The 24831-nt window shown below is 72.6% G+C and carries 24 protein-coding genes; 11 read left to right on the top strand and 13 right to left on the bottom strand.

Annotation, left to right across the window (positions count from 1 at the left end; genetic code table 11):
• Positions 1 to 68: 68 nt before the first annotated feature.
• The gene (gene denD, locus JQC91_RS02000) at positions 69 to 1046 is read left to right on the top strand and encodes a D-erythronate dehydrogenase (protein WP_203285096.1); all 978 of its coding nucleotides are present in this window, start codon (positions 69 to 71) and stop codon (positions 1044 to 1046) included.
• Between the two features lie 200 nt (positions 1047 to 1246).
• Here denD and JQC91_RS01995 read toward each other — a convergent pair whose 3' ends face one another.
• Genes JQC91_RS01995 through JQC91_RS01985 form a run of 3 tightly spaced genes read right to left on the bottom strand, consistent with a single transcriptional unit; the run spans position 1247 to position 4948 of the window.
• Complete coding sequence (locus JQC91_RS01995; RefSeq protein WP_203285095.1) at positions 1247 to 2410, bottom strand: cytochrome P450; 1164 nt, start codon at positions 2408 to 2410, stop codon at positions 1247 to 1249.
• Between the two features lie 24 nt (positions 2411 to 2434).
• Positions 2435 to 3580 (bottom strand): DUF1501 domain-containing protein, encoded by a 1146-nt coding sequence (locus JQC91_RS01990; RefSeq protein ID WP_203285094.1) that lies wholly within the window; start codon positions 3578 to 3580, stop codon positions 2435 to 2437.
• A gap of 12 nt (positions 3581 to 3592) precedes the next feature.
• Positions 3593 to 4948 carry a DUF1800 domain-containing protein gene (locus JQC91_RS01985; protein ID WP_203285093.1) on the bottom strand — a complete coding sequence of 452 codons (1356 nt, stop codon included), beginning with the start codon at positions 4946 to 4948 and terminating at the stop codon, positions 3593 to 3595.
• Between the two features lie 311 nt (positions 4949 to 5259).
• Between JQC91_RS01985 and JQC91_RS01980 the strand changes: the two genes are divergently transcribed.
• Positions 5260 to 5424 carry a hypothetical protein gene (locus JQC91_RS01980; RefSeq protein WP_203285092.1) on the top strand — a complete coding sequence of 55 codons (165 nt, stop codon included), beginning with the start codon at positions 5260 to 5262 and terminating at the stop codon, positions 5422 to 5424.
• A 223-nt stretch (positions 5425 to 5647) separates the two neighbouring features.
• Complete coding sequence (locus JQC91_RS01975; RefSeq protein WP_203285091.1) at positions 5648 to 5794, top strand: hypothetical protein; 147 nt, start codon at positions 5648 to 5650, stop codon at positions 5792 to 5794.
• On the opposite strand, the gene aspS is transcribed toward JQC91_RS01975, so the two are convergent.
• Both aspS and JQC91_RS01965 read right to left on the bottom strand, forming a co-directional pair.
• Positions 5791 to 7569, bottom strand: a complete 1779-nt coding sequence (gene aspS, locus JQC91_RS01970) for an aspartate--tRNA ligase (RefSeq protein WP_203285497.1) — start codon at positions 7567 to 7569, stop codon at positions 5791 to 5793. The genes JQC91_RS01975 and aspS overlap by 4 nt on opposite strands.
• A 129-nt stretch (positions 7570 to 7698) precedes the next feature.
• The gene (locus tag JQC91_RS01965; protein WP_203285090.1) at positions 7699 to 8265 is read right to left on the bottom strand and encodes a hypothetical protein; all 567 of its coding nucleotides are present in this window, start codon (positions 8263 to 8265) and stop codon (positions 7699 to 7701) included.
• A 254-nt stretch (positions 8266 to 8519) separates the two neighbouring features.
• Between JQC91_RS01965 and carB the strand changes: the two genes are divergently transcribed.
• Together carB and JQC91_RS01955 are read left to right on the top strand one after the other, a co-directional pair.
• A complete protein-coding gene (gene carB, locus JQC91_RS01960) occupies positions 8520 to 11837 on the top strand; it encodes a carbamoyl-phosphate synthase large subunit (protein ID WP_203285089.1) in 3318 nt (1105 codons plus the stop codon).
• Between the two features lie 136 nt (positions 11838 to 11973).
• The gene (locus tag JQC91_RS01955) at positions 11974 to 12546 is read left to right on the top strand and encodes a hypothetical protein (RefSeq protein ID WP_203285088.1); all 573 of its coding nucleotides are present in this window, start codon (positions 11974 to 11976) and stop codon (positions 12544 to 12546) included.
• Positions 12547 to 12639: 93 nt separating this feature from the next.
• On the opposite strand, the gene JQC91_RS18095 is transcribed toward JQC91_RS01955, so the two are convergent.
• Both JQC91_RS18095 and JQC91_RS18090 read right to left on the bottom strand, forming a co-directional pair.
• Positions 12640 to 12798, bottom strand: a complete 159-nt coding sequence (locus tag JQC91_RS18095) for a hypothetical protein (protein WP_203285087.1) — start codon at positions 12796 to 12798, stop codon at positions 12640 to 12642.
• Positions 12799 to 12824: 26 nt separating this feature from the next.
• Positions 12825 to 13307, bottom strand: coding sequence for a BrnA antitoxin family protein (locus JQC91_RS18090; RefSeq protein ID WP_203285086.1), 483 nt, complete (start codon positions 13305 to 13307; stop codon positions 12825 to 12827).
• 133 nt (positions 13308 to 13440) lie between these two features.
• On the opposite strand from JQC91_RS18090, the gene JQC91_RS01940 reads away from it, so the two are divergent.
• Both JQC91_RS01940 and JQC91_RS01935 read left to right on the top strand, forming a co-directional pair.
• On the top strand, positions 13441 to 14547 hold the full coding sequence (locus JQC91_RS01940; protein WP_203285085.1) for a beta-ketoacyl-ACP synthase III: 1107 nt from the start codon (positions 13441 to 13443) through the stop codon (positions 14545 to 14547).
• Between the two features lie 36 nt (positions 14548 to 14583).
• A complete protein-coding gene (locus JQC91_RS01935) occupies positions 14584 to 15186 on the top strand; it encodes a thymidine kinase (RefSeq protein WP_203285084.1) in 603 nt (200 codons plus the stop codon).
• A gap of 45 nt (positions 15187 to 15231) precedes the next feature.
• Here the strand turns inward: JQC91_RS01935 and JQC91_RS01930 are convergent, their stop codons facing one another.
• Positions 15232 to 15693 carry a GNAT family N-acetyltransferase gene (locus JQC91_RS01930; protein WP_203285083.1) on the bottom strand — a complete coding sequence of 154 codons (462 nt, stop codon included), beginning with the start codon at positions 15691 to 15693 and terminating at the stop codon, positions 15232 to 15234.
• 105 nt (positions 15694 to 15798) lie between these two features.
• Between JQC91_RS01930 and rpmB the strand changes: the two genes are divergently transcribed.
• A complete protein-coding gene (gene rpmB, locus JQC91_RS01925; RefSeq protein WP_203285082.1) occupies positions 15799 to 16101 on the top strand; it encodes a 50S ribosomal protein L28 in 303 nt (100 codons plus the stop codon).
• Between the two features lie 131 nt (positions 16102 to 16232).
• Here rpmB and JQC91_RS01920 read toward each other — a convergent pair whose 3' ends face one another.
• From JQC91_RS01920 to JQC91_RS01900, 5 genes are read right to left on the bottom strand one after another with little or no spacing between them, the layout of a single operon-like run.
• Complete coding sequence (locus JQC91_RS01920) at positions 16233 to 16817, bottom strand: glutathione S-transferase family protein (protein ID WP_203285081.1); 585 nt, start codon at positions 16815 to 16817, stop codon at positions 16233 to 16235.
• A complete protein-coding gene (locus tag JQC91_RS01915) occupies positions 16817 to 17797 on the bottom strand; it encodes a DNA polymerase III subunit delta (RefSeq protein ID WP_203285080.1) in 981 nt (326 codons plus the stop codon). The genes JQC91_RS01920 and JQC91_RS01915 overlap by 1 nt, the downstream gene beginning before the upstream one ends.
• Positions 17794 to 18264, bottom strand: coding sequence for a hypothetical protein (locus tag JQC91_RS01910; RefSeq protein ID WP_203285079.1), 471 nt, complete (start codon positions 18262 to 18264; stop codon positions 17794 to 17796). The genes JQC91_RS01915 and JQC91_RS01910 overlap by 4 nt, the downstream gene beginning before the upstream one ends.
• A complete protein-coding gene (gene leuS, locus JQC91_RS01905) occupies positions 18261 to 20870 on the bottom strand; it encodes a leucine--tRNA ligase (RefSeq protein WP_203285078.1) in 2610 nt (869 codons plus the stop codon). The genes JQC91_RS01910 and leuS overlap by 4 nt, the downstream gene beginning before the upstream one ends.
• Before the next feature lie 52 nt (positions 20871 to 20922).
• Complete coding sequence (locus JQC91_RS01900) at positions 20923 to 21420, bottom strand: DUF3576 domain-containing protein (protein WP_203285077.1); 498 nt, start codon at positions 21418 to 21420, stop codon at positions 20923 to 20925.
• A gap of 282 nt (positions 21421 to 21702) precedes the next feature.
• Here JQC91_RS01900 and JQC91_RS01895 point away from each other — a divergent pair, with 282 nt between their 5' ends.
• The 3 genes from JQC91_RS01895 (at position 21703) to JQC91_RS01885 (ending at position 24651) form a co-directional block, all read left to right on the top strand.
• Positions 21703 to 22692 carry a porin gene (locus JQC91_RS01895; protein WP_203285076.1) on the top strand — a complete coding sequence of 330 codons (990 nt, stop codon included), beginning with the start codon at positions 21703 to 21705 and terminating at the stop codon, positions 22690 to 22692.
• Between the two features lie 274 nt (positions 22693 to 22966).
• Positions 22967 to 23932 carry a porin gene (locus JQC91_RS01890; protein WP_203285075.1) on the top strand — a complete coding sequence of 322 codons (966 nt, stop codon included), beginning with the start codon at positions 22967 to 22969 and terminating at the stop codon, positions 23930 to 23932.
• Between the two features lie 71 nt (positions 23933 to 24003).
• The gene (locus JQC91_RS01885; RefSeq protein ID WP_203285074.1) at positions 24004 to 24651 is read left to right on the top strand and encodes a YggS family pyridoxal phosphate-dependent enzyme; all 648 of its coding nucleotides are present in this window, start codon (positions 24004 to 24006) and stop codon (positions 24649 to 24651) included.
• The last annotated feature ends 180 nt before the right edge of the window (positions 24652 to 24831 follow it).

The following is a 24831-nucleotide window of genomic DNA, read 5'->3' as shown; positions in this document are numbered from 1 at the left end:
CCTACGCCGCCCTTCCCCTCGCCCCCGCCCCGCGCCACACTCCCCCCGACCACCACCGGAGGCCGCCCATGAACATCCTCGTCACCGGCGCCGCCGGCATGATCGGACGCAAGCTCGTCGACGCGCTCGTGGCCCAAGGCCATCTCGGCGGCACCGAGATCACCGCCCTCACCCTCGTGGACCAAGTCGCCCCCGTGCTGCCCGACGGCGTGCCGGGCGCCGCGCTGGCCGTCGACATCGCCGACCCGGCCGCCGCCCCCGCCCTGATCGAGCAGCGGCCCGACGTGATCGTCCACCTCGCCGCCGTGGTCTCGGGCGTGGCGGAGGCGGACTTCGACCTCGGCTACGACGTGAACCTCGACGGCACGACGCAACTGCTGCGCGCCATCGCGGACCAGGACGGCTACCGCCCCCGCTACGTCCAGACCTCCTCCATCGCCGTGTTCGGCACCCCGCTCCCGGACCTCATCCCCGACGAGCAGCCGCTCGAGCCGCTCACCTCCTACGGCACGCAGAAGGCGATGGGCGAGCTGATGGTCAACGACCTCAGCCGGAAGGGCGTCCTCGACGGCATCTCGCTGCGCCTGCCCACCATCTGCGTCCGCCCCGGCAAGCCCAACGGCGCCGCCTCCAGCTTCTTCTCCGGCATCGTCCGCGAGCCGCTCAACCGCGAGGAGGCCGTCCTGCCCGTCCCCGAGGACGTGCGCCACTGGCACGCCTCGCCCCGGGCGGCGGTGAACTTCCTCCTCCACGCCGCGACCATGGACCTCGAGCCGATGGGGCCCCGCCGCGCCCTGTCGCTGCCCGGCGTCTCCTGCACCGTGGGCGAGCAGATCGCCGCCTTGGAGCGGGCCGCGCCCGGCGCCTCCAAGCTGATCCGCCACGAGCCGGACGAGACGGTGATGAAGATCGTCGAGACGTGGCCGCGCGGGTTCGACCCCAAGCGGGCGCGGTTCTTGGGCTTCGAGGCCGAGCCCGACTTCGACGCCATCGTCCGGGTCTACGTCGAGGAGGAACTGGACGGCGAGGTCCCGTCCTTCGGGTAGACCGTCCTGACGCGGTCCATGCGGCGCGCCTTGCGCGATACGCCCGCGCAGCGGGCCGCGCATCGCCGGGCCGCCCCCCGGCCCGGCGATCCTGCGACGATGGCGCTCCGCTTGGGCTGCGTGCGGGGGTGAGGGATAAACTGCTTCGCCCGGAGGGCGCATCGCCGCGCCGCGGCCCGCCGATGCGCTCGCGTCACGCCTCACCCCAGCCGCGCCTCCAGCCGCTCGAACCCCCGGAACCGCACCCGCGCGCCCCGCCGCGTCCCCGTCACCGCGTAGCTGGGAAACCGCGCGAGGAACCGCTCCACCGCCAACCGCCCCTCCATCCGCGCCAGCGTCAGCCCCACGCACACATGCGGCCCGCCCGCGAAGGCTAGATGCCTCGGCGCCCCCCGGTCCAGCCGGACGGCGTCGGCGTCGTCCCATACCGCCCCGTCCCGGTTCGCCGCCCCGATGCACAGGTGCAGGTCCGTCCCCGCCGCCACCTCGACCCCGTGCCAGACGCAATCCCGCACCGCCTGCCGGTTCCCGAACTGGTTGGGGGACTCCATCCGCAGCACCTCCTCCACCGCCGCCTCGACCGCCCGCCCGTCGCCCGCGCAGGCCGCCCGCGCCGCCGGATGCCGGTCCAGCAGCCACAGCGCGTTGCCGATCAGGTTCGTCGTCGTCTCGTGCCCCGCGTTCAGGATGAAGATGCAGTTGTGTAGAAGCTCCGCCTCCGACAGCTCGCCCCCCGCGATCAGCCGCGTCAGCACGTCCACCTCCGGATCGCCCGGCGCCGCGCGCCGCAACGCCACGAGATCGCGCAGATAGGCGAGGAACTCCGTCACCGCCGCGTTGCCCGCCGCCGCCTGCGCGGGCGTGAGCATCGGCTCCAGCGCGCCCAATATCGCCAGCGACCACCCCCGCAGCGGCCCCCGCTCGTCGCGCGGCACGTCCAGCAGGTCGCCGATCACCTCCACCGGGATCGCCGCCGCGAACCCCTCGATCAGGTCCGCCTCCTCGTCCAGCCGGTCCAAGAGCCCGTCCACCAGCGCCTCCAGCCGGGGCCGCAGCCGCCCCAGCGCGCGCGGCGTCAGCGCGCCGGTCAGCACCCGGCGCACCCGCGTGTGCAGCGGCGGGTCGTTGAACACGAGCGAGGTGGTGTGGTGCGCGTAGAGCGGCGCGTCGCCGTACTTGGGCGCGAACACCTCGCGCTTGTCCGAACGATACCCCGCCACGTCGCGGTAGATCGCCGACAGGTCCGCGTGGCGGGCCAGCAGCACGGACCCGTCCGGCTGGCGCACCGCCCCCGCCTCCCGGGCGGCGGCGTAGTGCGGCCACGGGTCGTCGTGGAAGCCGGGGGGCAGGGCGGTGAGGATCATGGCGCGAACGCTGCGCGCGCGGCCCTAGAGCGTCAAGCGCGGGTCCTCGCCCATCTCCAGTCCCGGGAACACGGTCCCCTCCAGCACCGACCGGTCCACGCCGAAGAGGTCGCGCAGCGCCCACGCCGCGTAGGCGCGGACGTCCCGCGTGGGCCGCAGGTCGCGGCGGTCCAGAAGGTCCGCCTCCGCCAGCCCCGGCCAGTCCGTCCAGATCCGCCCGCCCCGCAGCGCGCCGCCCGCCAGCATCATCGCGCCCCCGGTGCCGTGGTCGGTGCCGCGGTTGCCATTCTCGGACGCGGTCCGCCCGAACTCCGTCACCGCGAGCACCATCGTCCGCGCCCAGAGCGGCCCGAGGTCGTCGCGCAGCCGCAGAAGCCCGGCGGAGAGCTGGCCCATCGGGCGGCGCAGGGCCGAGCCCTGCCCCCGATGGGTGTCCCAGCCGCCGAGCGACAGCGCCGCGATCCGCGCGTCGCCCCGCAGCTGGCCCGCCGCGAAGGCGAACAGGCGGTCCGCCCCGCCGCCCTGCTCCGGGCCGCCATCGGCGGAGAGGCGCAGCGCGTCCTCCACCACCGGGCGGAGGAGGGGGTCGTCGTGATGGACGTGGCGCAGCAGGTCCGCCGTCGCCCCGTCCAAGGCGATGCGCGACTCGGGCGCCCACGCGCCCGCCGGGGCGGGGCCGCGCAGGATCAGCATGTCGTCGCGCCCGACGGCGATGGCGTCCCGCCCCGTCGCGCCGGGCATCGCGCCGAGGAGCCGGTTGAGCCAGCCCGCCCGCCCCACGCTCGGCGGCACGCCCACGGTCCCCGCCTCCAGCACGTCCTGCCCGTCGAAATGGCTCCGCCCGTCGCGGTAGGGCGTGGCCACCGCATGCGCGAAGGCCAGCTCGCCCGCGCGCCACAGCGGCAGCAGGTCGGCGCCGAAGTCGTGCAGCGCGAACCGCCCGTCGAGGTCGTGCGCGCCGCCCTCCGGCCCAACCGACAGGGTCGGGCGCAGGGCGCGCAGGCCGGGATCGGCATAGGGCTGGAGCACGTCCAACCCGTCCATCGCGCCGCGCAGCACGACCACCACCAGCCGCCGGTCGCCCGGAAGCGAGGCGAAGGCCATCGGCGTGGCCGCCGGGAACGCGGCGGCGGAGCAGCCCAGCGCGGCGAGGAAGCTGCGGCGGTCCATCGGCGTCTCTCCTTATCTGCGCTGGAACTCGGGCGAGGTGAGGACGAGGGCGACGCCCTCCTCCCGCGACTCGGCCGCCCCGGCGGCGAAGCGGGTGCGGTCCGCGAGCAGCGGGCCGAGGGCGGCCTCGGCGAAGGCGCGCGGATCGGGCACCTCGCCGGTCCACCCGGGGGCCCGGAGCGCCCAGTCCAGCCGCGCGGCGAAGTTCTGCGGCGTGGCCCACGCCACCGCCTCGTCGGGCCAGCCCTGCGGCCCGGGCGGGCGCGGCAGGTCCTGCCCCATCTGCAGCATCGGGCGGGTCACCACGCGCCGCTTGGTCTGGGCGTCCGCGCGCAGCAGCGCGTCGTCGCGGCCCAGCGCGCGCAGCCCGGCGGCGATCATCTCCAGCGGGCGGCGCATCTTGGCGCGCTCGGGCGCCCACGCGGCGGGGTGGTCCAGCATCGCGGCGTAGACCGCCATGAGATCCCCGTCGGTCGCCCGCCACGCCGCCTCCATCGCGGCGACCGCGCCCGCGGGCGGGACGTCGGCGAGGAAGTGGCCCGCGAGCTTGCGGCAGATGTGGGACGCCGTGGCCGGGTGGATCGAGAGGTCCGAGAGCACCGCCCGCACCTCGTCGATCCCGGGGTCGCGGTCGCCGTAGCTGCGGCCCAGCACCGTCTCAGCCCCCGGCTCGGCCCGCTCGGGCTCGAAGTCGAGGCGCCCGCGCCGGTCGACCCGCAGCCCCGTGAGCAGTTCCGCCAGCTGCCGCACGTCCGCCTGCGCGTAGGGGCCGCCCGCGCCGAGCGTGTGAAGCTCCAGCACCTCGCGCGCGAGGTTCTCGTTCAGCCCGCGCCCGTTCCGGCCGCGCCGGGAGTTCGGCCCGACCGAGACGACCTGGTCAAGGTAGATCAGCATCGCCGGGTGGGTCACGGCGGCGATCAGCAGGTCCGCGAACCGGCCCGCGACGCGGGGACGGAGCGCGTCCTCGTGGTAGCCGCCCATCGCCATGCGCGACGCCCCGCGCGACGAGGCGACGGTGAAGTGGTCGGCCCAGAACCAGACGAGCCGCTCGCGCAGGCCGTCCGCCGTGGTCGCGCCGCGCAGCACCATCCGCACGAGGTCGTCCTGCCACGTGACGTTCAGCCGGCGGGTCTGGGCCCGGAACGCCTCGAACGCGCCCGCCACGCCGTCGCGCTGCTGCCGCCGCAGCGCGTCGCGCTCCAAGGCGGCCGCCGCGCGGACGTCCCAGCCCGGATGGGGCAGGGCGCGGGCCACCGCGTCCGGCCCCGCCAGCGCGGCCAGCAGGTCGTCCGCGTCCGAGGGCGGCGGGATCACCGGCGAGAGGCCGGTGCCGAAGCGGGTGGCGGCGAGGGCGGCGCGGGGCGTCATGGGCGGTCCGGGACGGCTCAGGTCAGGGCATCTCGTGACGACAGGTAGGGGTCCGCGCGCCCCGCCGCCATCCCGGACCGCGCGCGCCGCTCCGATGCGCGGGGATCGCCCCCCGGTCGCCCCGATTCCGCCACCGCCGGGCGCCGCGACCCGCGCCGGGGCGCCCGTCCGGGCGGCGATCGTCCACGGCTGGGGCGCGACGGCGCCGAACCGGCTGCATTGCCGGCCGGGGCGTGAACGATCCCGCCCTAATTCCGCCCTTCGATCAAGGCACATCGGTGGCATCAATCGGGTGGGAGGAGATCGGAACCATGTCGCGCCACAGCAACCGGACCCAAATCCGTCGCAAGCCCCGCCGGACCAACCCGTCGGTCCTCCACGTCCTCGCCACCGAGGCCCCCGGCCTCCTCGCCTTCTCCGGCGGCGCCCTCGCCCTCCTGACGGTCGGCGCGCTGATCGTGGGCTCGGTGACCTGACGACGGCTCCGCGCCGCCGCGCCTCGGCGGGCCGCGCCTCGAAGCAGGTGGGGACCGCCTCACCGGCCCCGCGGCGATCCAGCGCCGCTCCCTCGTCCTAGAGATCGTCGCCCGAAGGCTCGCGTCTCGTCGAACGCATGGTGCTCGGGCCGGGTCGGACCGACCACCGTCTCGCCTGCGCCCCCAGCCCCGGCGCGTCGGGATCGCGCGCGCAGCCGGGGTCGTGGACAGGGCGGACATCTACGCCTCCGACGCGCTCCACCCGGAGAACCGCAACGTCCGCCCCGAGATCCGGACGCGACGCAAGCTGCGCCGCTACAACGGCGGGGGCGCGTTCACGGGGCGCGGTGCCGACCGCAGGACGCGCTAGCCCTTCTCCACCACCCGCAGCCCCAGCTCCATCATCTGCCCCGGCAGCGGCGCGCTCGGCGCGTCCATCATCAGGTCCTCGGCCCGCTGGTTCATCGGGAAGAGGATCACCTCGCGGATCGCCTCCTCGCTGGCGAGCAGCATCACGATCCGGTCCACGCCCGCCGCGCACCCGCCGTGGGGCGGGGCGCCGTACTGGAACGCCTTGACCATGCCGCCGAACCGCTTGCGCACCTCGGCCTCGTCGTAGCCCGCCAGTTCGAACGCCTTGAACATGATCTCGGGGCGGTGGTTCCGGATCGCGCCGGACACCAGCTCGTAGCCGTTGCAGGCGAGGTCGTACTGATACCCCTTCACCGCCAGCGGGTCGCTCGCCAGCGCGTCCATGCCGCCCTGCGGCATCGAGAACGGGTTGTGCGAGAAGTCGATCTTCCCGTCCTCGCCCTCCTCGTACATCGGGAAGTCCACGATCCACGCGAAGGCGAAGCGGTCCGCGTCGACCAGCCCCAGCTCCTCGCCGATCACCGTGCGCGCGCGCCCCGCGACCGCCTCGAAGTCGGACGCCTTCCCCCCGAGGAAGAACGCCGCGTCGCCCGACGCCAGCCCCAGCTGCTGGCGGATCGCCTCCGTCCGCTCCGGCCCGATATTCTTGGCCAGCGGCCCCGCCGCCTCCAGCCCGTCCGCGCCGTCGCGCCAGAAGATGTAGCCCATCCCCGGCAGCCCCTGTTCCTGCGCGTACTTGTTCATCCGGTCGCAGAACTTGCGCGAGCCCCCGGTCGGCGCCGGGATCGCCCGGATCTCCGTCCCGTCCTTCTCCAAGAGCGACGCGAAGATCGCGAAGCCCGAGCCGCGGAAGTGCTCCGAGACGTCCTGCATCTCGATCGGGTTGCGCAGGTCCGGCTTGTCGGTGCCGTACTTCAGCGCCGCCTCCGCATAGGGGATCAGCGGCCACTCCGCCGACGGGTCCACCTTCTTCTCGGTGAAGGCCGAGAAGACCCCCTCGATCACCGGCCCGATCGTGTCGAACACGTCCTGCTGCTCGACGAAGGACATCTCCATGTCGAGCTGGTAGAAGTCGGTGGGCGAGCGGTCGGCCCGCGGGTCCTCGTCGCGGAAGCAGGGCGCGATCTGGAAGTACTTGTCGAAGCCCGACACCATCAGCAGCTGCTTGAACTGCTGCGGGGCCTGCGGCAGCGCGTAGAACCTACCGGGATGCAGGCGCGACGGGATCACGAAGTCGCGCGCCCCCTCGGGGCTCGAGGCCGTGATGATCGGCGTCTGGAACTCGCGGAAGCCGCGGCCCCACATCCGCTCGCGCATGTCGCGCACCACGTCCGAGCGCAGCGCCATGTTGCGCTGCATCTTCTCGCGCCGCAGGTCGAGGAAGCGATACTTCAGCCGCGTCTCCTCGGGATACTCCTGGTCGCCGAACACCTGCAGCGGCAGGTCGCCGTTCACAGGCCCCAGCACCTCCAGGTCGCGGATGAACACCTCCACCGCGCCGGTCGCCAGCTTCTCGTTCACGAACTCGGCGTCGCGCGCCTTCACCGAGCCCTCGATCATGATGCACGCCTCCGCGCGCAGCTTCTCGACGGCGGCGAAGACGGGGCTGTCCGGGTCGGCGAGGCACTGCGTCGTCCCAAAGGCGTCGCGCAGGTCCACGAACAGGATGCCCCCGTGGTCGCGCACCCGATGGACCCACCCGGCGAGCTTCACGGTCTCGCCCACGTCGCCCTCGCGCAGGTCGGCGCAGGTATGGGTGCGGTAGGCGGACATGGGCGCGGACATGGGGCACGGCTCCTGAGATCGGGGTCGCAGGCGTTCACCCCGTCGCCGCCGCGAAGTCAAGGAATCCCTCCGCGGATTCCCGGCCCCGCCCGTGGGGGCGGTCCGGCCCGCGCGCGGCTACTCCGCCGCCAGCCGCGCGCCGCCGCCCCGCCCGACGACCCCGTCCAGCACCGCCGCGCCGCGCAGCATGACCGTGGCCGCGTCCACCGCCGCGCCCCGCACCGCGCGGGCCGCGCGCGGCCCGGCCGTCACGCACAGCGCCACGCCCCGCGACCCGGCCCGCAGCGCGTCCAAGCCCTCGGCCATCGCGTCCCACGGCCCGAGATGCGCCGCCACCGCCCGCTCCGCGCCCCGCGCCGCGACGCCGAGCCACAGGCCCCGCGCCCGCGCCTCGTCCAGCAGGCGGCCCATGCCGGGCCGCAGCGCCAGCCCGTCGCGCCGCAGCACGTGCGCCAGTTGCCGCTCCGTCGCGCGCTCCAAGCGTTCGATGTCCACCGCCACGCCCGCCGCGCGGCCCTGCGCGGCCAGCCGTCCGGCTCCGCCCATGGAGCGCATCGCGTCCCAGAGCGGCCGGTCCCAGAACCAGTCCAGCCCCGCCTCGGCGAAGGCGCGGTTGTAGCCCCGCCGCCGCGCTTCCGAGCAATCGGCCAGCGCGTCGACGGACGCGAAGAGGAGCGCGTCCATCCTAGTCCTCCCTCGCGCGCCCCGGCCAAGCCCGCGTCGATTCGGGGTGCAAGCTAGCACCGCCGTGCTCAACTTCTACGTGTATTTCGCGGGGTGGCCGCGGGGAGGTCGCACGGCCCCGCGCGGGCGGTCCCCCCGCCCGCGCGCCCGGTCGGAGGCGCCCCATGGGGGCGGGGCCGCCTGTGGCCCGCGCACGCCCTTGCCCCCACCCCGCCCCCCGCATAGGACGCAGCCGTTTGCCAGAGGGGGCTTTGATGCCGAAGCGCACCGACATCCAGTCGATCATGATCATCGGCGCGGGCCCCATCGTCATCGGACAGGCCTGCGAGTTCGACTACTCCGGCGCGCAGGCGTGCAAGGCGCTCCGCGAGGAGGGCTACCGCGTCATCCTCGTCAACTCGAACCCCGCGACGATCATGACCGATCCGGGGCTGGCCGACGCCACCTACATCGAGCCGATCACCCCCGAGGTCGTCGCCAAGATCATCGCCAAGGAGAAGCCGGACGCGCTGCTGCCGACGATGGGCGGGCAGACCGGCCTCAACACCTCGCTCGCGCTCGACGACATGGGCGTGCTGGCCGAGCACGGGGTCGAGCTGATCGGCGCCAAGCGCGCGGCCATCGAGATGGCCGAGGACCGCAAGCTCTTCCGCGAGGCGATGGACCGGCTGGGCATCGAGAACCCCAAGGCCACCATCGTGGACGCGCCCAAGCGCGCCGACGGCACCCGCGACATCGCCGCGGGTCTCGACGCCTGCATGGAGGCCTTGGAGTTCGTGGGCCTGCCCGCCATCATCCGCCCCGCCTTCACCTTGGGCGGCACCGGCGGCGGCGTCGCAAACAACCGCGCCGAGTACGAGGCCATCTGCCGCTCCGGCCTCGAGGCCTCGCCCGTGGCCCAGATCCTGATCGACGAGTCCCTCCTCGGCTGGAAGGAGTTCGAGATGGAGGTCGTCCGCGACAAGGCCGACAACGCCATCATCGTCTGCGCCATCGAGAACGTGGACCCGATGGGCGTCCACACCGGCGACTCCATCACCGTGGCGCCCGCGCTGACGCTGACGGACAAGGAATACCAGTTGATGCGCACCCACAGCATCAACGTCCTGCGCGAGATCGGGGTCGAGACGGGCGGCTCCAACGTCCAGTGGGCCGTGAACCCCGCCGACGGCCGCATGGTCGTCATCGAGATGAACCCCCGCGTCTCCCGCTCCTCCGCGCTCGCCTCCAAGGCCACCGGCTTCCCCATCGCCAAGATCGCCGCCAAGCTCGCCGTGGGCTACACGCTGGACGAGCTCGACAACGACATCACCGGCGTCACGCCCGCGTCCTTCGAGCCGTCGATCGACTACGTCGTCACCAAGATCCCCCGCTTCGCCTTCGAGAAGTTCCCCGGCTCCGAACCGCTGCTGACCACCGCCATGAAGTCCGTGGGCGAGGCGATGGCCATCGGCCGTACCATTCACGAGTCGCTGCAGAAGGCGCTGGCGTCGATGGAGACGGGCCTCACCGGCTTCGACGAGATCACGCTGCCCGACGACCCCGCCGCCATCCGCGCCGAGCTGGCCCGCCAGACCCCCGACCGCCTCCGCGTCATCGCCCAGGCTATGCGCATGGGCCTCTCGGACGACGACATCGGTGCCGTCACCAAGTTCGACCCGTGGTTCCTCGCCCGCATCCGCGAGATCGTGGACGCGGAGGCGCAGGTCCGCGCAAACGGCCTGCCGACCGACGAGGCCCCGCTCCGCCGCCTCAAGCAGATGGGCTTCACCGACGCCCGCCTCGCCACGCTCACGGGCCGCACCGAGCAGGCCATCCGCGCCGACCGCCTCCGCGCGGGCGTGGTCGCGCAGTTCAAGCGCATCGACACCTGCGCCGCCGAGTTCGAGGCGCAGACCCCCTACATGTACTCCACCTACGAGACCCCCGTCATGGGCGAGGCCGAGTGCGAGTCCCGCCCCACCGACGCCCGCAAGGTCGTCATCCTCGGCGGCGGCCCCAACCGCATCGGGCAGGGGATCGAGTTCGACTACTGCTGCTGCCACGCCTGCTTCGCGCTCTCGGACCAAGGGTTCGAGACCATCATGGTCAACTGCAACCCCGAGACCGTCTCCACCGACTACGACACCTCCGACCGCCTCTACTTCGAGCCGCTCACCTTCGAGCACGTCATGGAGATCCTCCGCGTCGAGCAGGAGGCCGGCACGCTCCACGGCGTCATCGTCCAGTTCGGCGGCCAGACCCCGCTCAAGCTCGCCAACGCGCTCCACGACGCGGGCATCCCCATCCTCGGCACCACCCCCGACGCCATCGACCTCGCCGAGGACCGGGAACGCTTCCAGCAACTCGTCCAGCGCCTCGGCCTCCGCCAGCCCGTCAACGCCATCGCGGCGTCGGACGAGGAGGCCCGGCTCAAGGCGCAGGAGATCGGCTTCCCCCTCGTCATCCGCCCCTCCTACGTCCTCGGCGGCCGCGCGATGGAGATCGTCCGCGACATGGGCCAGCTGGAGCGCTACATCCGCGACGCCGTCGTGGTCTCCGGCGACAGCCCCGTCCTCCTCGACAGCTACCTCTCGGGCGCCATCGAGGTCGACGTCGACGCCCTCTCCGACGGCACCGACGTCCACGTCGCCGGCATCATGCAGCACATCGAGGAGGCGGGCGTGCATTCGGGCGACTCCGCCTGCTGCCTGCCGCCCCACACGCTCGACGCCGCCACCATCGCCGAGATCGAGCGCCAGACCGTCGAACTGGCCCGCGCGCTCAAGGTCGTGGGCCTCATGAACGTCCAGTTCGCGGTCAAGGACGGCGACGTCTACCTCATCGAGGTCAACCCCCGCGCCTCCCGCACCGTCCCCTTCGTCGCCAAGGCCGTCGACAGCGCCATCGCGTCCATCGCTGCCCGCCTCATGGCCGGCGAGCCGCTCTCGAACTTCCCCCTCCGCGACCCCTACCCCGAGGGCACCGTCGACCACGTGCCCATGGGCGACGCCATGATGCTCGCCTCGCCCAAGACCCCGTGGTTCTCCGTCAAGGAGGCCGTCCTCCCCTTCGCCCGCTTCCCCGGCGTCGACACGCTGCTCGGCCCCGAGATGCGCTCGACGGGCGAGGTCATGGGCTGGGACCGCTCCTTCCCGGTGGCCTTCCTCAAGGCCCAGATGGGCGCGGGCACGCACCTGCCCGAGGGGGGCACCGCCTTCCTCTCCATCAAGGACGCCGACAAGACCGACCAGCTCGTCGAGACGGCGCTGACCCTCCACGACCTCGGCTTCTCCATCCTCGCCACCAGCGGCACGGCCGCCTTCCTCGACGCCAAGGGCATCCCCTCCACCCCCGTCGCCAAGCACCACGAGGGCGGCCGCACCATCGTCGACGTGCTGAAGGACGGCGAGGTCGCCTTGGTCATGAACACCACCGAGGGCGCCCAGGCCGTCGAGGACTCGCGGAGCATCCGCGCCGTCGCGCTGAACGCCCGCATCCCGTACTACACGACGCTGGCCGGGGCGCATGCGGCGGCGCTGGCGATGGCGGCGCGGGGCGAGGGGGGCGTGGAGGTGCGGTCGTTGCAGTAGGGCGGGGCGGCGACGATTCCGGCGAATCCGCCTGATCGTTGCCGCCGCCGGGACATGTCCGCCGCAAAGTGGCCCCCTCCATGATCCGGATAGCCTTCAGCGTAGCCTTCGACAGCGAACGAAGGCGGCCCCCGGCATGGAACCCATCTCCCTCTCCCTGATGTCCCTCGCGACGACCGGCCACGCCGTGCGGCGCCTGTCGGGCGCCATCGAGGAGGCGCGGACCCGCGAGCACGCCGACTGCGCGCCGTCCCGCCTCGACGCACCGCAATCCGACCTGCTCAGGGGGCTCACCGGTCTCGCCTCCGAGCCGGTCGCGATCCGCCGCCTCGCCCCCGCGGGCGCAGACGACCTGACCGCCCGCCTCGCGCGCTACGCCGCGCTGCACGGGCTGCTGCTGACGTTCCAAGTGGCTCTCGACGCGCTCTTCGCCCCCGCCGATCCGGCCGCCCGCAAGGTGCTGGCCGGGCGCCGGGTCGACATCCTGCTGGTCACCCCCGAAGGCGCGCCCGTCGTCGGCCTCGACCTCACGCCCCATGCGGGTCCATGCCACCGCGACCGCATCCGCCAACGCGCCTTCCGCGAGGCGGGCCTGCCGCTGCTGCGCGTGCCGCTGGACGAGGAGTGGGGCAGCCTCCGCACCCGCCTCGACGAACTGGCCCCCGAGGCCGAGGCTCCGGTCGACAACATCTTCGCCGAGGTCGCGTAGGGTAAAGGGGTGGGGTGGCCCCCGCCCGAGGGCGAACTCGGTGCGGGTCTCGACCCGCCCCGGCCACCCCCCGCCCGGGCGCCCGCTCCCACCCTACCGTCGCTCCGCCCGACCCGCCGCCCGCGCCACCACCGCCTCCAGCTCCGCCAGGGGCTCGCTCGGCTGCCGCCGCATCCTCTTCGCTTCCAACGCGTCCCGCGAGACGTCCGGCTTCGGCTCCCCCGTCCACGTCTCGCGGTAGTCCTTCAGCAAGCGTAGGGTGGGTGGAACCCAGCCCCTCACTCCGGCTGCCACCCCTCCCACTGCCCCCGCTCCCGCGCCTCCCGCTCCTCGCGCAGCCGCCGCAGCTCCTCCACCTGCGCCGTCATCGTCCGCATCAGGCCGGCCGCCCGCTCCACCTCCACGACCGTCTCCGCCGCGTCCGGCTTCGGCTCGCCCATCCACGCCTCGCGGGCCGACTCCACCAAGTCCTCGCCCTCCAGCATCCCCGCCAGCCGCGCCTCCATGAACGCGCGCAGCACCGTGTTGATGCGCGGGCCGTAGCCGTCGCCCATCGAGCGGAAGAACCGCATCACGTCGCGGTCCACCCGCATCGTCACCCGCTCCTTGACGGCCGAGCGGTGCTGCCAGACCTCGCGCCACGCCTCCGGCACCCGGCCCCGGCGCGTCACCGCGTGGTGCATGTCCCATTCGAACCGCAGCATCGCCCGCGCCATCGCGTCCGCCGCCCGCCGCTCCGCCTTCGTGCCCCGCGCCGCCATCGCCGCCCCCCCATCCGAGGCCCCCGGTGATCCGCTCGAGCGGTTAACGAAGCATGAAGGGGCGTATGACGCGCGTATGCACGACATATGAACGGGGGGTGCACGGGGGGTGCACACGCGATATGGCGGTCCCATGACCCGCGCCGCGATCACCGGAACGGGGGTGTTCACCCCCCGAGAGAGCATCACCAACGACGAACTGGTCGCCGCGTTCAACGCCTATGCCGACCGCCGCAACGCCGAAGGGGCCGACCCTCCGGTCCCCCACTCCAGCGCCGAGTTCATCACCAAGGCCAGCGGCATCGAGCGCCGCTATGTCCTTGACAAGTCAGGCGTCCTCGACCCCGACCGCATGTATCCCAAGCTGCCCGAGCGCGCGGACGACCAGCCCTCGCTCATGGCCGAGATGGCCGTCGACGCCGCCACGGCGGCGCTGTCGCAGGCCGGGGTGGGCGCCTCCCAGATCGACGCCGTGATCTGCGCCGCCTCCAACCACGAGCGCGCCTACCCCGCGATCGCCATCGAGATCCAACAGCTTATGGGGACGCAGGGCTTCGCCTTCGACATGAACGTCGCCTGCTCGTCGGCCACGTTCGGCATACAAGCGGCGGCCGACATGATCCGCGCCGGCTCCATCCGCAAGGCCTTGATCGTGAACCCGGAAATCTGCTCCGCCCATCTCGAGTGGCGCGACAGGGACTGCCATTTCATCTTCGGCGACGTCTGCACCGCGGTGGTGCTGGAGCGCGAGGAGGACGCCGCGCAGAAGCCCCGCTGGACCATCGACTCGACCCGCTGCGCGACGCAGTTCTCCAACAACATCCGCAACAACGACGGCTTCCTCCGCCGCACCCGCGACGCGATGGAGGACCGCCGCGACATGCAGTTCGTCCAAGAGGGCCGCAAGGTCTTCAAGGAGGTCCTGCCCTTGGTCTCCAACCACATCGCGTCCCACATGGCGGACGCCGGATGGCAGGCGGACGACCTCGACCGCGTCTGGCTCCACCAAGCCAACAAGTCGATGAACGACTTCATCGGCCGCAAGGTGCTCGGCCGCGAGCCAGAGCCCGGCGAGCAGCCCAACATCCTGCAGGACTACGCCAACACCTCCTCGGCGGGCTCCATCATCGCCTTCTCCAAGTACCAGGACGGGCTGGGCGACGGGGCGCGCGGCATCATCTGCTCCTTCGGCGCGGGCTACTCCGTGGGCTCCGTGCTGGTGGAGCGCCGCGCGCCTTGACCGGCGCGCTGCTCGGGATCACGACTCCCCCCTGACATGGCGAAGCTGCACTTCAACTACTCCACGATGAACGCGGGCAAGAGCACGTTGCTCTTGCAGGCGTCCTACAACTACGTCGAGCGCGGCATGGAGACCTACCTCCTGACCGCCGACTTCGACCACCGCTCGGGCGAGGGGCAGATCGCCAGCCGCATCGGCATCTCGGCCCCCGCGGACACCTACGGCCCCGACGACGACCTCCACGCCATGATCGCCGCCCGCCTCGACGACGGCGCGCTCGCCTGCGTCTTCGTCGACGAGGCGCAGTGGCTGTCGCGCGATCAGGTCTGGCAGCTCGCCCGCGCCGTCGACGACCTCGGCGTGCCGGTCATGTGCTACGGCCTCAAGGTCGACTTCCGGGGCGAGCTGTTCCCCGGCTCCGCCGCGCTGCTGGCGCTCTCGGACGAGATCCGGGAGGTCCGCACCATCTGCCATTGCGGGCGCAAGGCGACGATGGTGGTCCGCCTCGACGCCGAGGGCCGCGCGGTCACCGAAGGCCCGCAGGTCGAGGTCGGCGGCAACGACCGCTACGTCAGCCTCTGCCGCCGCCACTTCCGCGAGCGCATCGGCGACCGCGTCCCCCCGGAGATGCCGGTGTAGGGCGGGCGAACGCCCACGCGGCGCGACCGTGGGCTCTCGCCCACCCTACACCCCCCGCGCCATCGCGAACCGCGCGAAGGCCAGCCCCCCGATCTCCACGGTCTCGGGGGCCTCCACGGCCCAGCCCGCCGCCTCGAACGGCCCCCGCGCGGCGAGGCTGGCATGGGTGGTCAGCCGCACGAGCCCCTCCGCCCGCGCGCGCGCCAGCACCGCGTCGTGCAGGCGCCGGAACGCGCCCGTCCCCCGTGCCTCGGGCGCGACGAAGGCGAGGTCGACGTAGCCCCCCGCGTCCACGGACATCATGCCGCGCGGCCCGTCCGGCCCGTCGATCAGCGCGACCGCGTGGCCCGCCAGCCGCGCCGTCCATGCGGGCCCCGACCGGGGCCGCCCCCCGGCCCACGCCGTCCGATGCGCCTCCGAGTAGGGCGACGGCTCGGCGAGGATCGCCCGCGTCATCAGCGCGCCCAAGGCGTCGTGATCCGCCGCCTCCGCCCAACGCACCGTCATCCGCCCCTCCCGGCTTGACCCTTGGCGGGCGGGCCACTAGGACGCCGCGACCGCACCCCCATCCGGGGGCGCATTCCTGTTTCACATACCTCCGAGGGTGATGCCATGTCGCGCGTCTGCGAACTCACCGGCAAGGGTCCGATGGTCGGCAACAACGTCAGCCACGCGAACAACAAGACCCGCCGCCGCTTCCTTCCCAACCTGCAGGACGTGACCCTGCAGTCCGAGGCGCTGGGCCGCGCGTTCAAGCTGCGGATCTCCAACGCCGCGCTGCGCACGGTGGACCACCGCGGCGGGCTGGACGCCTTCCTCGCCAAGGCGAAGGACGCCGAACTGTCGGCCAAGGCGCTGAAGATCAAGCGCGACATCGACAAGTCGTCGGACACGGCGGCCGCGCTGGAAGCCTGAGGCTCCACGCCCGCGAACGGTTCGAAGCGCCCGCCTCCCGGCGGGCGTTTCTCGTTCTAGGCCGTAGGGTGGGCGAAAGCCCACGCGGTGCGACGTCCGGACCGTTCGGGACGCGCGGGCTTTCGCCCACCTTACCCCCGCGCCGCCGCCCTCTGGAACGCGGGCCGGTCGCGCATCATCCGCGCGTGGTCGCGCAGCCGCTCGTCCACCTCGATCTTCAGGCCCCGCGCCCAGCCGGTGCAATGCGCCAGCACGATGTCCGCGACCGTCGGCACCTCGCCCACCGCGTAGGGCCCGTCCATCAGGTCCGCCACGCGGGTCGAGTTGTGCCCCACCAGCCAGCGCGAGGCGTCCTTCACCTCCGGCACCCGCTTGTCCTCGGGCAGCCCGAACCCGTGCAGCGCCATCGCCCAGAGCGGCGCGTCGAGCATCTCCAGCACGGTGAAGGACATCGCGTCCTGCGTCCCGCGCGCCAGCGACCCGGCGGGATGGGTGAACCGCCCCTCGCGGTCGGCGAGGAAGTGCATCTGCGCGAGGCTGTCGAGGATCACCCCCTCGTCCGTCTCGAGGATCGGGATCGTCCCCTTGGGGTTCAGCGCATAGGCCTCGGGCGAGCGGGGGCCGACCTCGCGCCATTCGAACTCCACCTCCAGCTCCTCCAAGAGCCAGAGCGTCCGCATCGCGCGGCTCCGCACCATCCCGTGCAACCTGAGCATCAGCCTCTCCCCGCCATGCTGGCCAGCCGCAACAGCGCGCGCTCGGCCACGGGCATCTGAGGGGCCTTGGACGCCGACCGCAAGGTCAGGTCCGCGTCCATCAGGACCGCCAGCGCCGCCTCGATCCGGCGCGCGCCCCACGCGCGGGCCTGCCGCTGCGCCGCGTCCCGGTGGCGGCCCCACGCGCTGCCCGCGCCGGCCGCCGCCCCGTGCATCATCTGGAAGTGCCGCGTCGCCCCGATCACCAGCGTGACGGGCGTGACCCCCTGCGCCGCCAGCCGCCGGACGAGCGGGCCGATCTCCGCCACGCGCCCCTCCGCGGCGGCGAGGATCGCGGCGTCGGCCTCTGCGTCCACCGTGGCGGGGGCCATCAGGCGCACCGCCTCGGCGTCCGCCGGCCCGTCGGCATACAGCGCGACCTTCTCCAGCACCTGCCGGACCGCGCCCGGCGTCAGCTCGACCGCCAACGCCTCCAGCGCCGCGCGCCCCTCCGCCGTCGCCTCCACGCCCGCGTCGGCCATCGCCGCCGTGAGCTCCTCGCCCGTCATCGGGTCGTCGAAGAGGGCCACGGCGTAGAGCGACGGATGCGCCTCGAACGCCTTGCGGATCTTCGAGCCCTTCTTGAGGTTGCCCGCCGTCACGACCAGCGCGGCATCCCCCTCGGCGCGGTCGGCCACGGCGGCGAGGACCGGCTTGGCCTGCGTCTCCGTGATCCCGTCGACATGGACGACGCGCGGGCCGGGGAAGAACCCGGTCGCGCGCAGCTCGTCCGAGATGATCGAGGGCGTGTCGCGCAGGTCCGAGGGGGTGACGCGCGCGATCCGCATCTCCTCCTCGGCGCCCTCGCCCGCCAGCGCGCGGATCAGCAGGGCGCGCGCGTCCGACACCCGCGCCGCGTCCTCGCCGAAGATCAGCGCGCCGCCGGTGCCCTTCTCGGGCTTGCGCAGGAACCGCGCGACCTGCGCGCCGCGCAGGATCACAGGGCGTCGGCCCCGGCGAGCAGGCGGGCCACCACCCGGTCGGCGAGGATGATCATCAGCCGCCGCGTCGCGTCGCGCGCGGGCTCCGGCGTGGCGAGGCGCTCGCCGCTGACGGAGTAGCCGGTGAAGCTCCGCTCCGTGCCCTGCAGCAGGGGCGTCTCCGAGCCGATGGCCGTCAGCGTCCACGCCACCGTGCCCTCGACGTTGTAGCGGGTGATGCGGTTGGACCCGTCGATGCCGATGGCCACCCGGCGGGTCGAGATGTCGTAGGCGAGCGCGTAGCGGGGCGCCGCGGGCCGGTCGAGCCGCGCCTCGATCCGCCCGATGAACTCGAACCCCGCCTCGTTGTCGGGATCGTCCGCCCGCACCGCCCCGCGCAGCACGTCCGCGCCGCCGGGGCCGTAGGCCGGCTCGAACCCGCACCCCGCCAGCGCGAGCGCCCCGAGGAGGAGGCCGCGCCGGATCATGCGACCACGTTCACGATGCGGCCCGGCACGACGATGACCTTCTTCGGCGCCTTGCCGTCGAGCGCGCGCACCACCGCCGGATCGGCCAGCGCCATCGCCTCGACCTCGTCCTTGGGGGCGTCCTTGGCCACCGCGATCTCGGCGCGGCGCTTGCCGTTGATCTGGATCGGCAGCGTCACCGTGTCGTCCACCAGCAGCGCGGGGTCTGCCTCGGGCCACGGGGCCTGCATGACGTAGCCCGCGCCGCCCATCAGGCGCCACACCTCCTCGGCCAGGTGCGGGGTCATCGGCGCCATGAGCTGCGCGAAGGTCCGCATCGCCGCGCGGCGCGCGTCCCCGCCCGCGTCCGAGCCGTTGATCGCATTGGCGAAGGCGTAGAGGCGCGCCACCGACTTGTTGAACCCGAACCCCTCCAGCCCCTGAGTCACCTCGTGGACGGCGCGCGCCGTCTCCTTCTCCAAGGCGGCGTCGTGGTCGTTCGCCGCCCGGTCCGCGCGCGCGCAGTCCCCCGCGATCCGCCAGACGCGGGACAGGAACTTGTGGACCGCCTCCGCCCCCTCGGGCGTCCACTCGAAGTCGCGCTCCGGGGGCGAGTCGGACAGCACGAACCACCGCGCCGTGTCGGCGCCGTAGCGGGCGACGATGTCCATCGGGTCCACGACGTTCTTCTTGGACTTGGACATCTTGATCGCGGGGATCGTGTCGAAGGTCTCGCCCGTGGCGCGCACGGTCCCCGCCGACAGGTCCACCTCCTCGGGCATGTGATAGACCGGCTGCCCCTTGTCGCCCTTCGTCACGTAGGCCGGGTGCGTCACCATCCCTTGGGTGAACAGCGCGTCGAACGGCTCCTCCGTGCCCTGCGGCAGGTGGCCGGTCCTGACCATCGCGCGGGCGAAGAACCGGCTGTAGAGCAGGTGCAGGATCGCGTGCTCCACCCCGCCGATATACTGGTCCACGTTCATCCAGTAGGCGGCCGCGTCCACGTCCACCGGCTCGTCCGCGCGGGGCGAGGTGAAGCGGGCGAAGTACCACGACGAGTCCACGAAGGTGTCCATCGTGTCCGTCTCGCGCCGCGCCGCGCCGCCGCAGGCGGGGCAGGGCACGTCGCGCCATGTCGGGTGGCGGTCCAAGGGGTTGCCCGGCACGTCGAACGACACGTCGTCGGGCAGCACCACGGGCAGGTTCTCGCGCTTCTCGGGCACGATCCCGCAGGCGTCGCAATGGACCACGGGGATCGGGCAGCCCCAGTAGCGCTGACGGGAGAGGCCCCAGTCGCGCAGGCGGTATTGGGTCTTGCCACGACCGACGCCATTCTCCTCAGCCCAGCCGATCGCCTTCTCGATCGCCTCGTGCGCGGTCATGGGGCGCTTCTCGCCATGCTTGTGGCGCGGCACCACGAACCCGATGTACCAGACCGGCTCATCCTTGGGTGGAACGTCCGCCTCCTGCAGTCTCGGCAGGTTCTCCTCCTCCGCCTTGGCGCGCAGGCGGAGGCCCATCCCGCCGGTCGGCTTCTCCTCGAACGCGCGCCGAACGGGCAGGTCGTACTTGCGCGCGAAGTCGAGGTCGCGCTGGTCGTGCGCGGGGCAGCCGAAGATGGCCCCCGTGCCGTAGTCCATCAGGACGAAGTTCGCGATCCACACGGGGTGGTCGCGCTCGGGGTAGGCCGGATCGGCGACGCGCAGCCCGGTGTCCCAGCCCCGCTTCTCCGCCGTCTCCAGCGCCGCCTCGGTCGTCCCGCCCCGCCGCACCTCGGCGATCCAGTCGGCCAGCTTCGGGTCGTCCGCAGCCATCGCCTTGGCCAAGGGATGCTCCGGCGCGATGGCCACGAAGGACGCGCCGCGCAGCGTGTCGGGGCGGGTGGTGTAGACCTCGATCCCCTCGTGGCCGTGCGCCGGCGCGGTCAGCGCGAAGGTCATCTCCAGCCCGCGCGAGCGCCCGATCCAGTTCTGCTGCATCAGCCGGACCTTGTCGGGCCACGCCTCCAGCCCGTCGAGCGACTCCAGCAGGTCCTCGGCCATGTCGCTGATCGCGAAGGCCCATTGCTGCAGCTCGCGCCGCTCCACCTCCGCGCCCGAGCGCCAGCCCTTGCCGTCGATCACCTGCTCGTTGGCGAGCACGGTCATGTCCACGGGGTCCCAGTTCACCACCGCGGGCTTGCGGTAGACCAGCCCCGCGTCGAGCATGTCGAGGAAGAGCCGCTGCTGCTGGCCGTAGTACTCGGGGTCGCAGGTCGCGAACTCCCGCGTCCAGTCGAGCGAGAAGCCCAAGGGCTTCAGCTGCCCCTTCATCGTGGCGATGTTCTCGTAGGTCCACGTCTTGGGGTGGCCGCCGCTCGCCATCGCCGCGTTCTCGGCGGGCATCCCGAAGGCGTCCCAGCCCATCGGGTGCAGCACCGAGAAGCCGCGGGCGTGCTTGTAGCGCGCGATCACGTCGCCCATCGCGTAGTTGCGGACGTGGCCGATATGGATGCGCCCCGACGGGTAGGGGAACATCTCCAGCACGTAATATTTCGGCTTCTCGGACCGCTCCGCGCGGAACAGGCCCGCCTCGTCCCACGCGGCCTGCCATTTCGCCTCGATGGCGGATGCGTCGTAGCGGTCCATGATGCCCCCCGGTCCGTGCCCGGAGGGGCTTAGCGCCGCGGCGGCGGGGATTCTAGAGACGCGAGTCGCGGATGCGGAGCTGGCGGGCGCGGGTCAGGATCGCGTCCTCGACCTGCCGCCGCGTCTCGGGGCCGACGGCCCCCCCGCGCGAGCGGAGCGCGACGTTCAGCGACCGCGCGTCGAGCGCCGGGTCCTGGATGTAGACGGTGGCCTGATAGGCGCGCCCGCCGCCCGGCGGCGTCCCGTAGCCGAACTGGATGATGCCGGAGAACGGGTCCGCGTTCTGCACGGGCATGAAGGAGAGCACCTCCAGCGACGCCGCCCAGAGGTAGCGGTTCACCTCCAGCGTGATGTTCGGGTCGTCGTTGTTGTTGAACAGGTCGAAGACCGACGACGCGTTCGAGGTCCGTCGCTGCTCGCGCGCGAGGGTAACCGGGGTCTCCTGCTGCGACGCGCGCTCCGGGTCGCCGCCGAACACGCGATCCACGGTCCCGCAGGACGAGAGCGTCAGCACCGCGCCGAGGGCCGCGCCCGTCATTGCCTTGATCATCCTGCGTCCCCCGCGCTGTCCGTATGGCCCATTAGCCCGCCGCACGCCCCGTCTCAAGCGCGGGCGGCCATGGCAGGCCGGTATCACATATGCCGACCGCCCCGGACATTTCGGCGCGCGCGCGGCACGGTGCAGGGGACTGTGGCATGGTTGCACCAAGGGGATGGCATGTCGGGGACCGCCGATGGGCAGTCATTGCGAGCGGGGCGTCGATCACGGAAGTCAGCGTCGTGCCCAGCGCGATTCCCGTGGTGGGGAAGACAAGAAACACGAGGGAAACTCATGAAGAACGTTCTCTTCGCCTCGACTGCCATGATCGTCGGCTTCGCCGGCATCGCCGCGGCCGACGTCACCATCTCGGGCAACGCCGAGATGGGCATCTTCGGCGTCGACTCCGACGTGGAAGCCGACGACCAAGACGTCCAGTTCCACAACGACGTCGACGTCACGTTCACCATGTCCGGCGAGACGGACGGTGGCCTGGCGTTCGGTGCGTCCGTGGACCTCGACGAAGCCGGCAACCTCGGCGACGAGGAAGACAACATCGGCGTCGCCATCTTCCTGTCCGGCGCCTTCGGCACCGTGACGCTGGGCGACACCGACGGCGCGCTCGACTGGGCCCTGACCGAGGTGAACTTCAACTCGGGCTCCATCCGCGACGACGAGACCGAGCACGCCGGCTTCAACGGCAACGGCGGCCTCGACGGCTTCGGCCTGGGCGACAACCAGGTGCTCCGCTACGACTACACCGTCGGCGACTTCGCCTTCGCCGTGTCGGCCGAGCAGCTGCAGGAGAACGACACGCTCTCCGGCGACGTGAACAACCAGATCTCGGGCGAGACGCTCGGCATCGGCTTCCGCTATGCGGTCGACCTCGGTGGTTCGCAGATCAACCTCGGCCTGGGCTACCAGGACCACTCGGGTGAGCTGTCCGACGGCACCGACGTGGACGCGGACGCCATCGGCGTCTCGGCCAACGCCACCTTCGGCGCGATCACCGCGGGCGTGAGCTACCTCGACCTCGAGGTGGACGATGCGGACCTCGGCTACGAGCACTTCGGCGTCGGCATCGGCTACACCGAGGGCGCGATCTCGGCCTCGCTGAACTACGGCGAGTACGACAACGACGACGGCACCGAGGACGAGGGCTTCGGCCTGTCCGCCGGCTACGACCTGGGCGGCGGCGCGTCGATCCAGTTCGGCTACGGTGACGGCGACGAGGACGGCGTCGACGTGGAGACCTTCTCCCTCGGCGTTCGGATGAACTTCTGATCCATCCGGATCGAGTTTCGGGAAGGGCGCGGCTTCGGCCGCGCCCTTTTCGTTTGGGGCGGCCCTCCCTCCCGCCCGGCGCGGCCGCCGGCCCCGTGCAGCGGGGCCACGGGATCGGGCCGCGATGGGGCGCCGCGTCCCGCGATGTGGCGGCGCCGCATCAAGGGCGGACGGCGCGCGGCGCCCACGTTGATCGATTCGCGATTATCGACGATGCAGGTGGCCGACCCCGCGCGATCCCCGCGACGGGCGGCATGAACCCACGAGGATCATCATGAAGAACGTTCTCTTCGCCTCGACCGCCATGATCGTCGGCTTCGCCGGCATCGCCGCGGCCGACGTCACGATCTCCGGCAACGCCGAGATGGGCATCTTCGGCGTCGATTCCGACGATGGCGTCGACACCGACACCCAGTTCCACAACGACGTCGACGTGACGTTCACCATGTCCGGCGAGACGGATGGCGGCCTCGCCTTCGGCACGTCCGTGGACCTCGACGAGGCCGGCAACCTCGGCGACGAGGAGGACAACATCGGCGTCGCCATCTTCCTGTCCGGCGCCTTCGGCACCGTGACGCTGGGCGACACCGACGGCGCGCTCGACTGGGCCCTGACCGAGGTGAACTTCAACTCGGGCTCCATCCGCGACGACGAGACCGAGCATGATGGCTGGAACGGCAACGCCGGCCTCGACGGCTCGGGCGACGACCAGGTGCTGCGCTACGACTACACCGCCGGCGACTTCGGCTTCGCCGTCTCCGCCGAGCAGATCGACGGCACCTCCGGCGACCTCGACGGCGAGACGCTGGGCATCGGCTTCCGCTACTCCGCCGACTTCGGCGGCGTCGGCCTGAACCTCGGCCTCGGCTACCAGGACACCAACGTGGACGGCGCCGACGCCGACGCGTTCGGCGTCTCGGTCAACGGCTCCACCGGCGCCTTCACGGCCGGCCTGTCCTACGTCGAGGTCGACTCCGACGCGCCGGGCAACTCGTCCTTCGACCACATCGGCGTGGGCGTGGGCTACTCCGAGGGCGCGATCTCCGCGTCGGCCAACTACGGCCTCTACGACTACGACAGCGGCCAAGAGGCCGAGGGCTTCGGCCTGTCCGCCGGCTACGACCTCGGCGGCGGCGCCTCGGTCCAGTTCGGCTACGGCAACTCCTCGGACCAGAACGACGTCCGCGGCAACGGCGGCTCGCGCGACACCTACTCGCTCGGCGTCCGCATGAACTTCTGATCCCACCCGGATCGGACGACCGACGGAGCGGGCCTTGCGCCCGCTCCGTCTCGTTTGGCACACCGCCGCCCATGACCCTGCCCGCCATCACCGCCCGCCTCCACGCCGCCTGCGAGAGCGCCGGGCGCGCCCCCGGCGAGGTGACGCTCATCGCCGTCTCCAAGATGCAGCCCCCCGAGCGGGTCGAGGCCGTGCTCGCCGCCGGGCACCGCGCCTTCGGCGAGAACCGCGTGCAGGAGGCGCAGGGCAAGTGGCCCGCATGGAAGGACGCCCACGCGGGCGTCGACCTCCACCTCCTCGGCCCGCTCCAGTCCAACAAGGTCCGCGCGGCGGTCCGGCTCTTCGACGCGATCCACTCCGTCGACGGCCTCAAGCTCGCCGCGCGCATCGCCGACATCGCCCAGCAGGAGGGGCGCGCGCCGAAGGTCTTCGTGCAGGTCAACACCGGAGAGGAGCCGCAGAAGGCGGGCCTCGCCCCCGGCGCGGTCGACGAGGCCGTCCGCGGGATGCGCGCCATGGACCTGCCCGTCGCGGGGCTGATGTGCATCCCGCCCGCCGACGAGGCCCCCGCCCTCCACTTCGCGCTGCTGGCGAAGATGGCCGCGCGCAATGGCCTGACCGGCCTGTCGATGGGCATGTCCGCCGACTTCGAGCAGGCCGTCGCCTTCGGCGCCACCCATGTCCGCGTCGGCAGCGCGATCTTCGGCGCCCGCCCCTGATCCGCCCCACGCACGACCCCCGCCCCCCACGCACGACCCCCGCCGGCGTGGCCGACATGCCGAGCCGCGGGTGGCCCGGCGGCCATTGACGTCACGGAATGTCCCCGGCCCGCTTCCGGCGCCGGACCCCCCCTCGATAAGATCACGAGCCGGTCCGTCGCCCGACGGAGGCGCGACCGG

Source organism: Jannaschia sp. Os4, assembly GCF_016820245.1.
Lineage (GTDB): Bacteria > Pseudomonadota > Alphaproteobacteria > Rhodobacterales > Rhodobacteraceae > Jannaschia.
This window is presented reverse-complemented; position numbering and strand designations above follow the sequence as displayed.

What these genes read in the sequence shown, in the direction of transcription:
- leuS (WP_203285078.1), bottom strand. Translation starts at nt 20,870, where the DNA reads ATGGACCGCTACGACGCATCCGCCATCGAGGCGAAATGGCAGGCCGCG.
- JQC91_RS01990 (WP_203285094.1), bottom strand. Translation starts at nt 3,580, where the DNA reads ATGGACCGCCGCAGCTTCCTCGCCGCGCTGGGCTGCTCCGCCGCCGCG.
- JQC91_RS01910 (WP_203285079.1), bottom strand. Translation starts at nt 18,264, where the DNA reads ATGATCCGGCGCGGCCTCCTCCTCGGGGCGCTCGCGCTGGCGGGGTGC.
- JQC91_RS01890 (WP_203285075.1), top strand. Translation starts at nt 22,967, where the DNA reads ATGAAGAACGTTCTCTTCGCCTCGACCGCCATGATCGTCGGCTTCGCC.
- rpmB (WP_203285082.1), top strand. Translation starts at nt 15,799, where the DNA reads ATGTCGCGCGTCTGCGAACTCACCGGCAAGGGTCCGATGGTCGGCAAC.
- JQC91_RS01895 (WP_203285076.1), top strand. Translation starts at nt 21,703, where the DNA reads ATGAAGAACGTTCTCTTCGCCTCGACTGCCATGATCGTCGGCTTCGCC.
- JQC91_RS01940 (WP_203285085.1), top strand. Translation starts at nt 13,441, where the DNA reads ATGACCCGCGCCGCGATCACCGGAACGGGGGTGTTCACCCCCCGAGAG.
- JQC91_RS01920 (WP_203285081.1), bottom strand. Translation starts at nt 16,817, where the DNA reads ATGCTCAGGTTGCACGGGATGGTGCGGAGCCGCGCGATGCGGACGCTC.
- denD (WP_203285096.1), top strand. Translation starts at nt 69, where the DNA reads ATGAACATCCTCGTCACCGGCGCCGCCGGCATGATCGGACGCAAGCTC.
- JQC91_RS01935 (WP_203285084.1), top strand. Translation starts at nt 14,584, where the DNA reads ATGGCGAAGCTGCACTTCAACTACTCCACGATGAACGCGGGCAAGAGC.
- JQC91_RS01965 (WP_203285090.1), bottom strand. Translation starts at nt 8,265, where the DNA reads ATGGACGCGCTCCTCTTCGCGTCCGTCGACGCGCTGGCCGATTGCTCG.
- carB (WP_203285089.1), top strand. Translation starts at nt 8,520, where the DNA reads ATGCCGAAGCGCACCGACATCCAGTCGATCATGATCATCGGCGCGGGC.
- JQC91_RS01885 (WP_203285074.1), top strand. Translation starts at nt 24,004, where the DNA reads ATGACCCTGCCCGCCATCACCGCCCGCCTCCACGCCGCCTGCGAGAGC.
- aspS (WP_203285497.1), bottom strand. Translation starts at nt 7,569, where the DNA reads ATGTCCGCCTACCGCACCCATACCTGCGCCGACCTGCGCGAGGGCGAC.
- JQC91_RS01985 (WP_203285093.1), bottom strand. Translation starts at nt 4,948, where the DNA reads ATGACGCCCCGCGCCGCCCTCGCCGCCACCCGCTTCGGCACCGGCCTC.
- JQC91_RS01980 (WP_203285092.1), top strand. Translation starts at nt 5,260, where the DNA reads ATGTCGCGCCACAGCAACCGGACCCAAATCCGTCGCAAGCCCCGCCGG.
- JQC91_RS01955 (WP_203285088.1), top strand. Translation starts at nt 11,974, where the DNA reads ATGGAACCCATCTCCCTCTCCCTGATGTCCCTCGCGACGACCGGCCAC.
- JQC91_RS01995 (WP_203285095.1), bottom strand. Translation starts at nt 2,410, where the DNA reads ATGATCCTCACCGCCCTGCCCCCCGGCTTCCACGACGACCCGTGGCCG.
- JQC91_RS01900 (WP_203285077.1), bottom strand. Translation starts at nt 21,420, where the DNA reads ATGATCAAGGCAATGACGGGCGCGGCCCTCGGCGCGGTGCTGACGCTC.
- JQC91_RS18090 (WP_203285086.1), bottom strand. Translation starts at nt 13,307, where the DNA reads ATGGCGGCGCGGGGCACGAAGGCGGAGCGGCGGGCGGCGGACGCGATG.
- JQC91_RS01930 (WP_203285083.1), bottom strand. Translation starts at nt 15,693, where the DNA reads ATGACGGTGCGTTGGGCGGAGGCGGCGGATCACGACGCCTTGGGCGCG.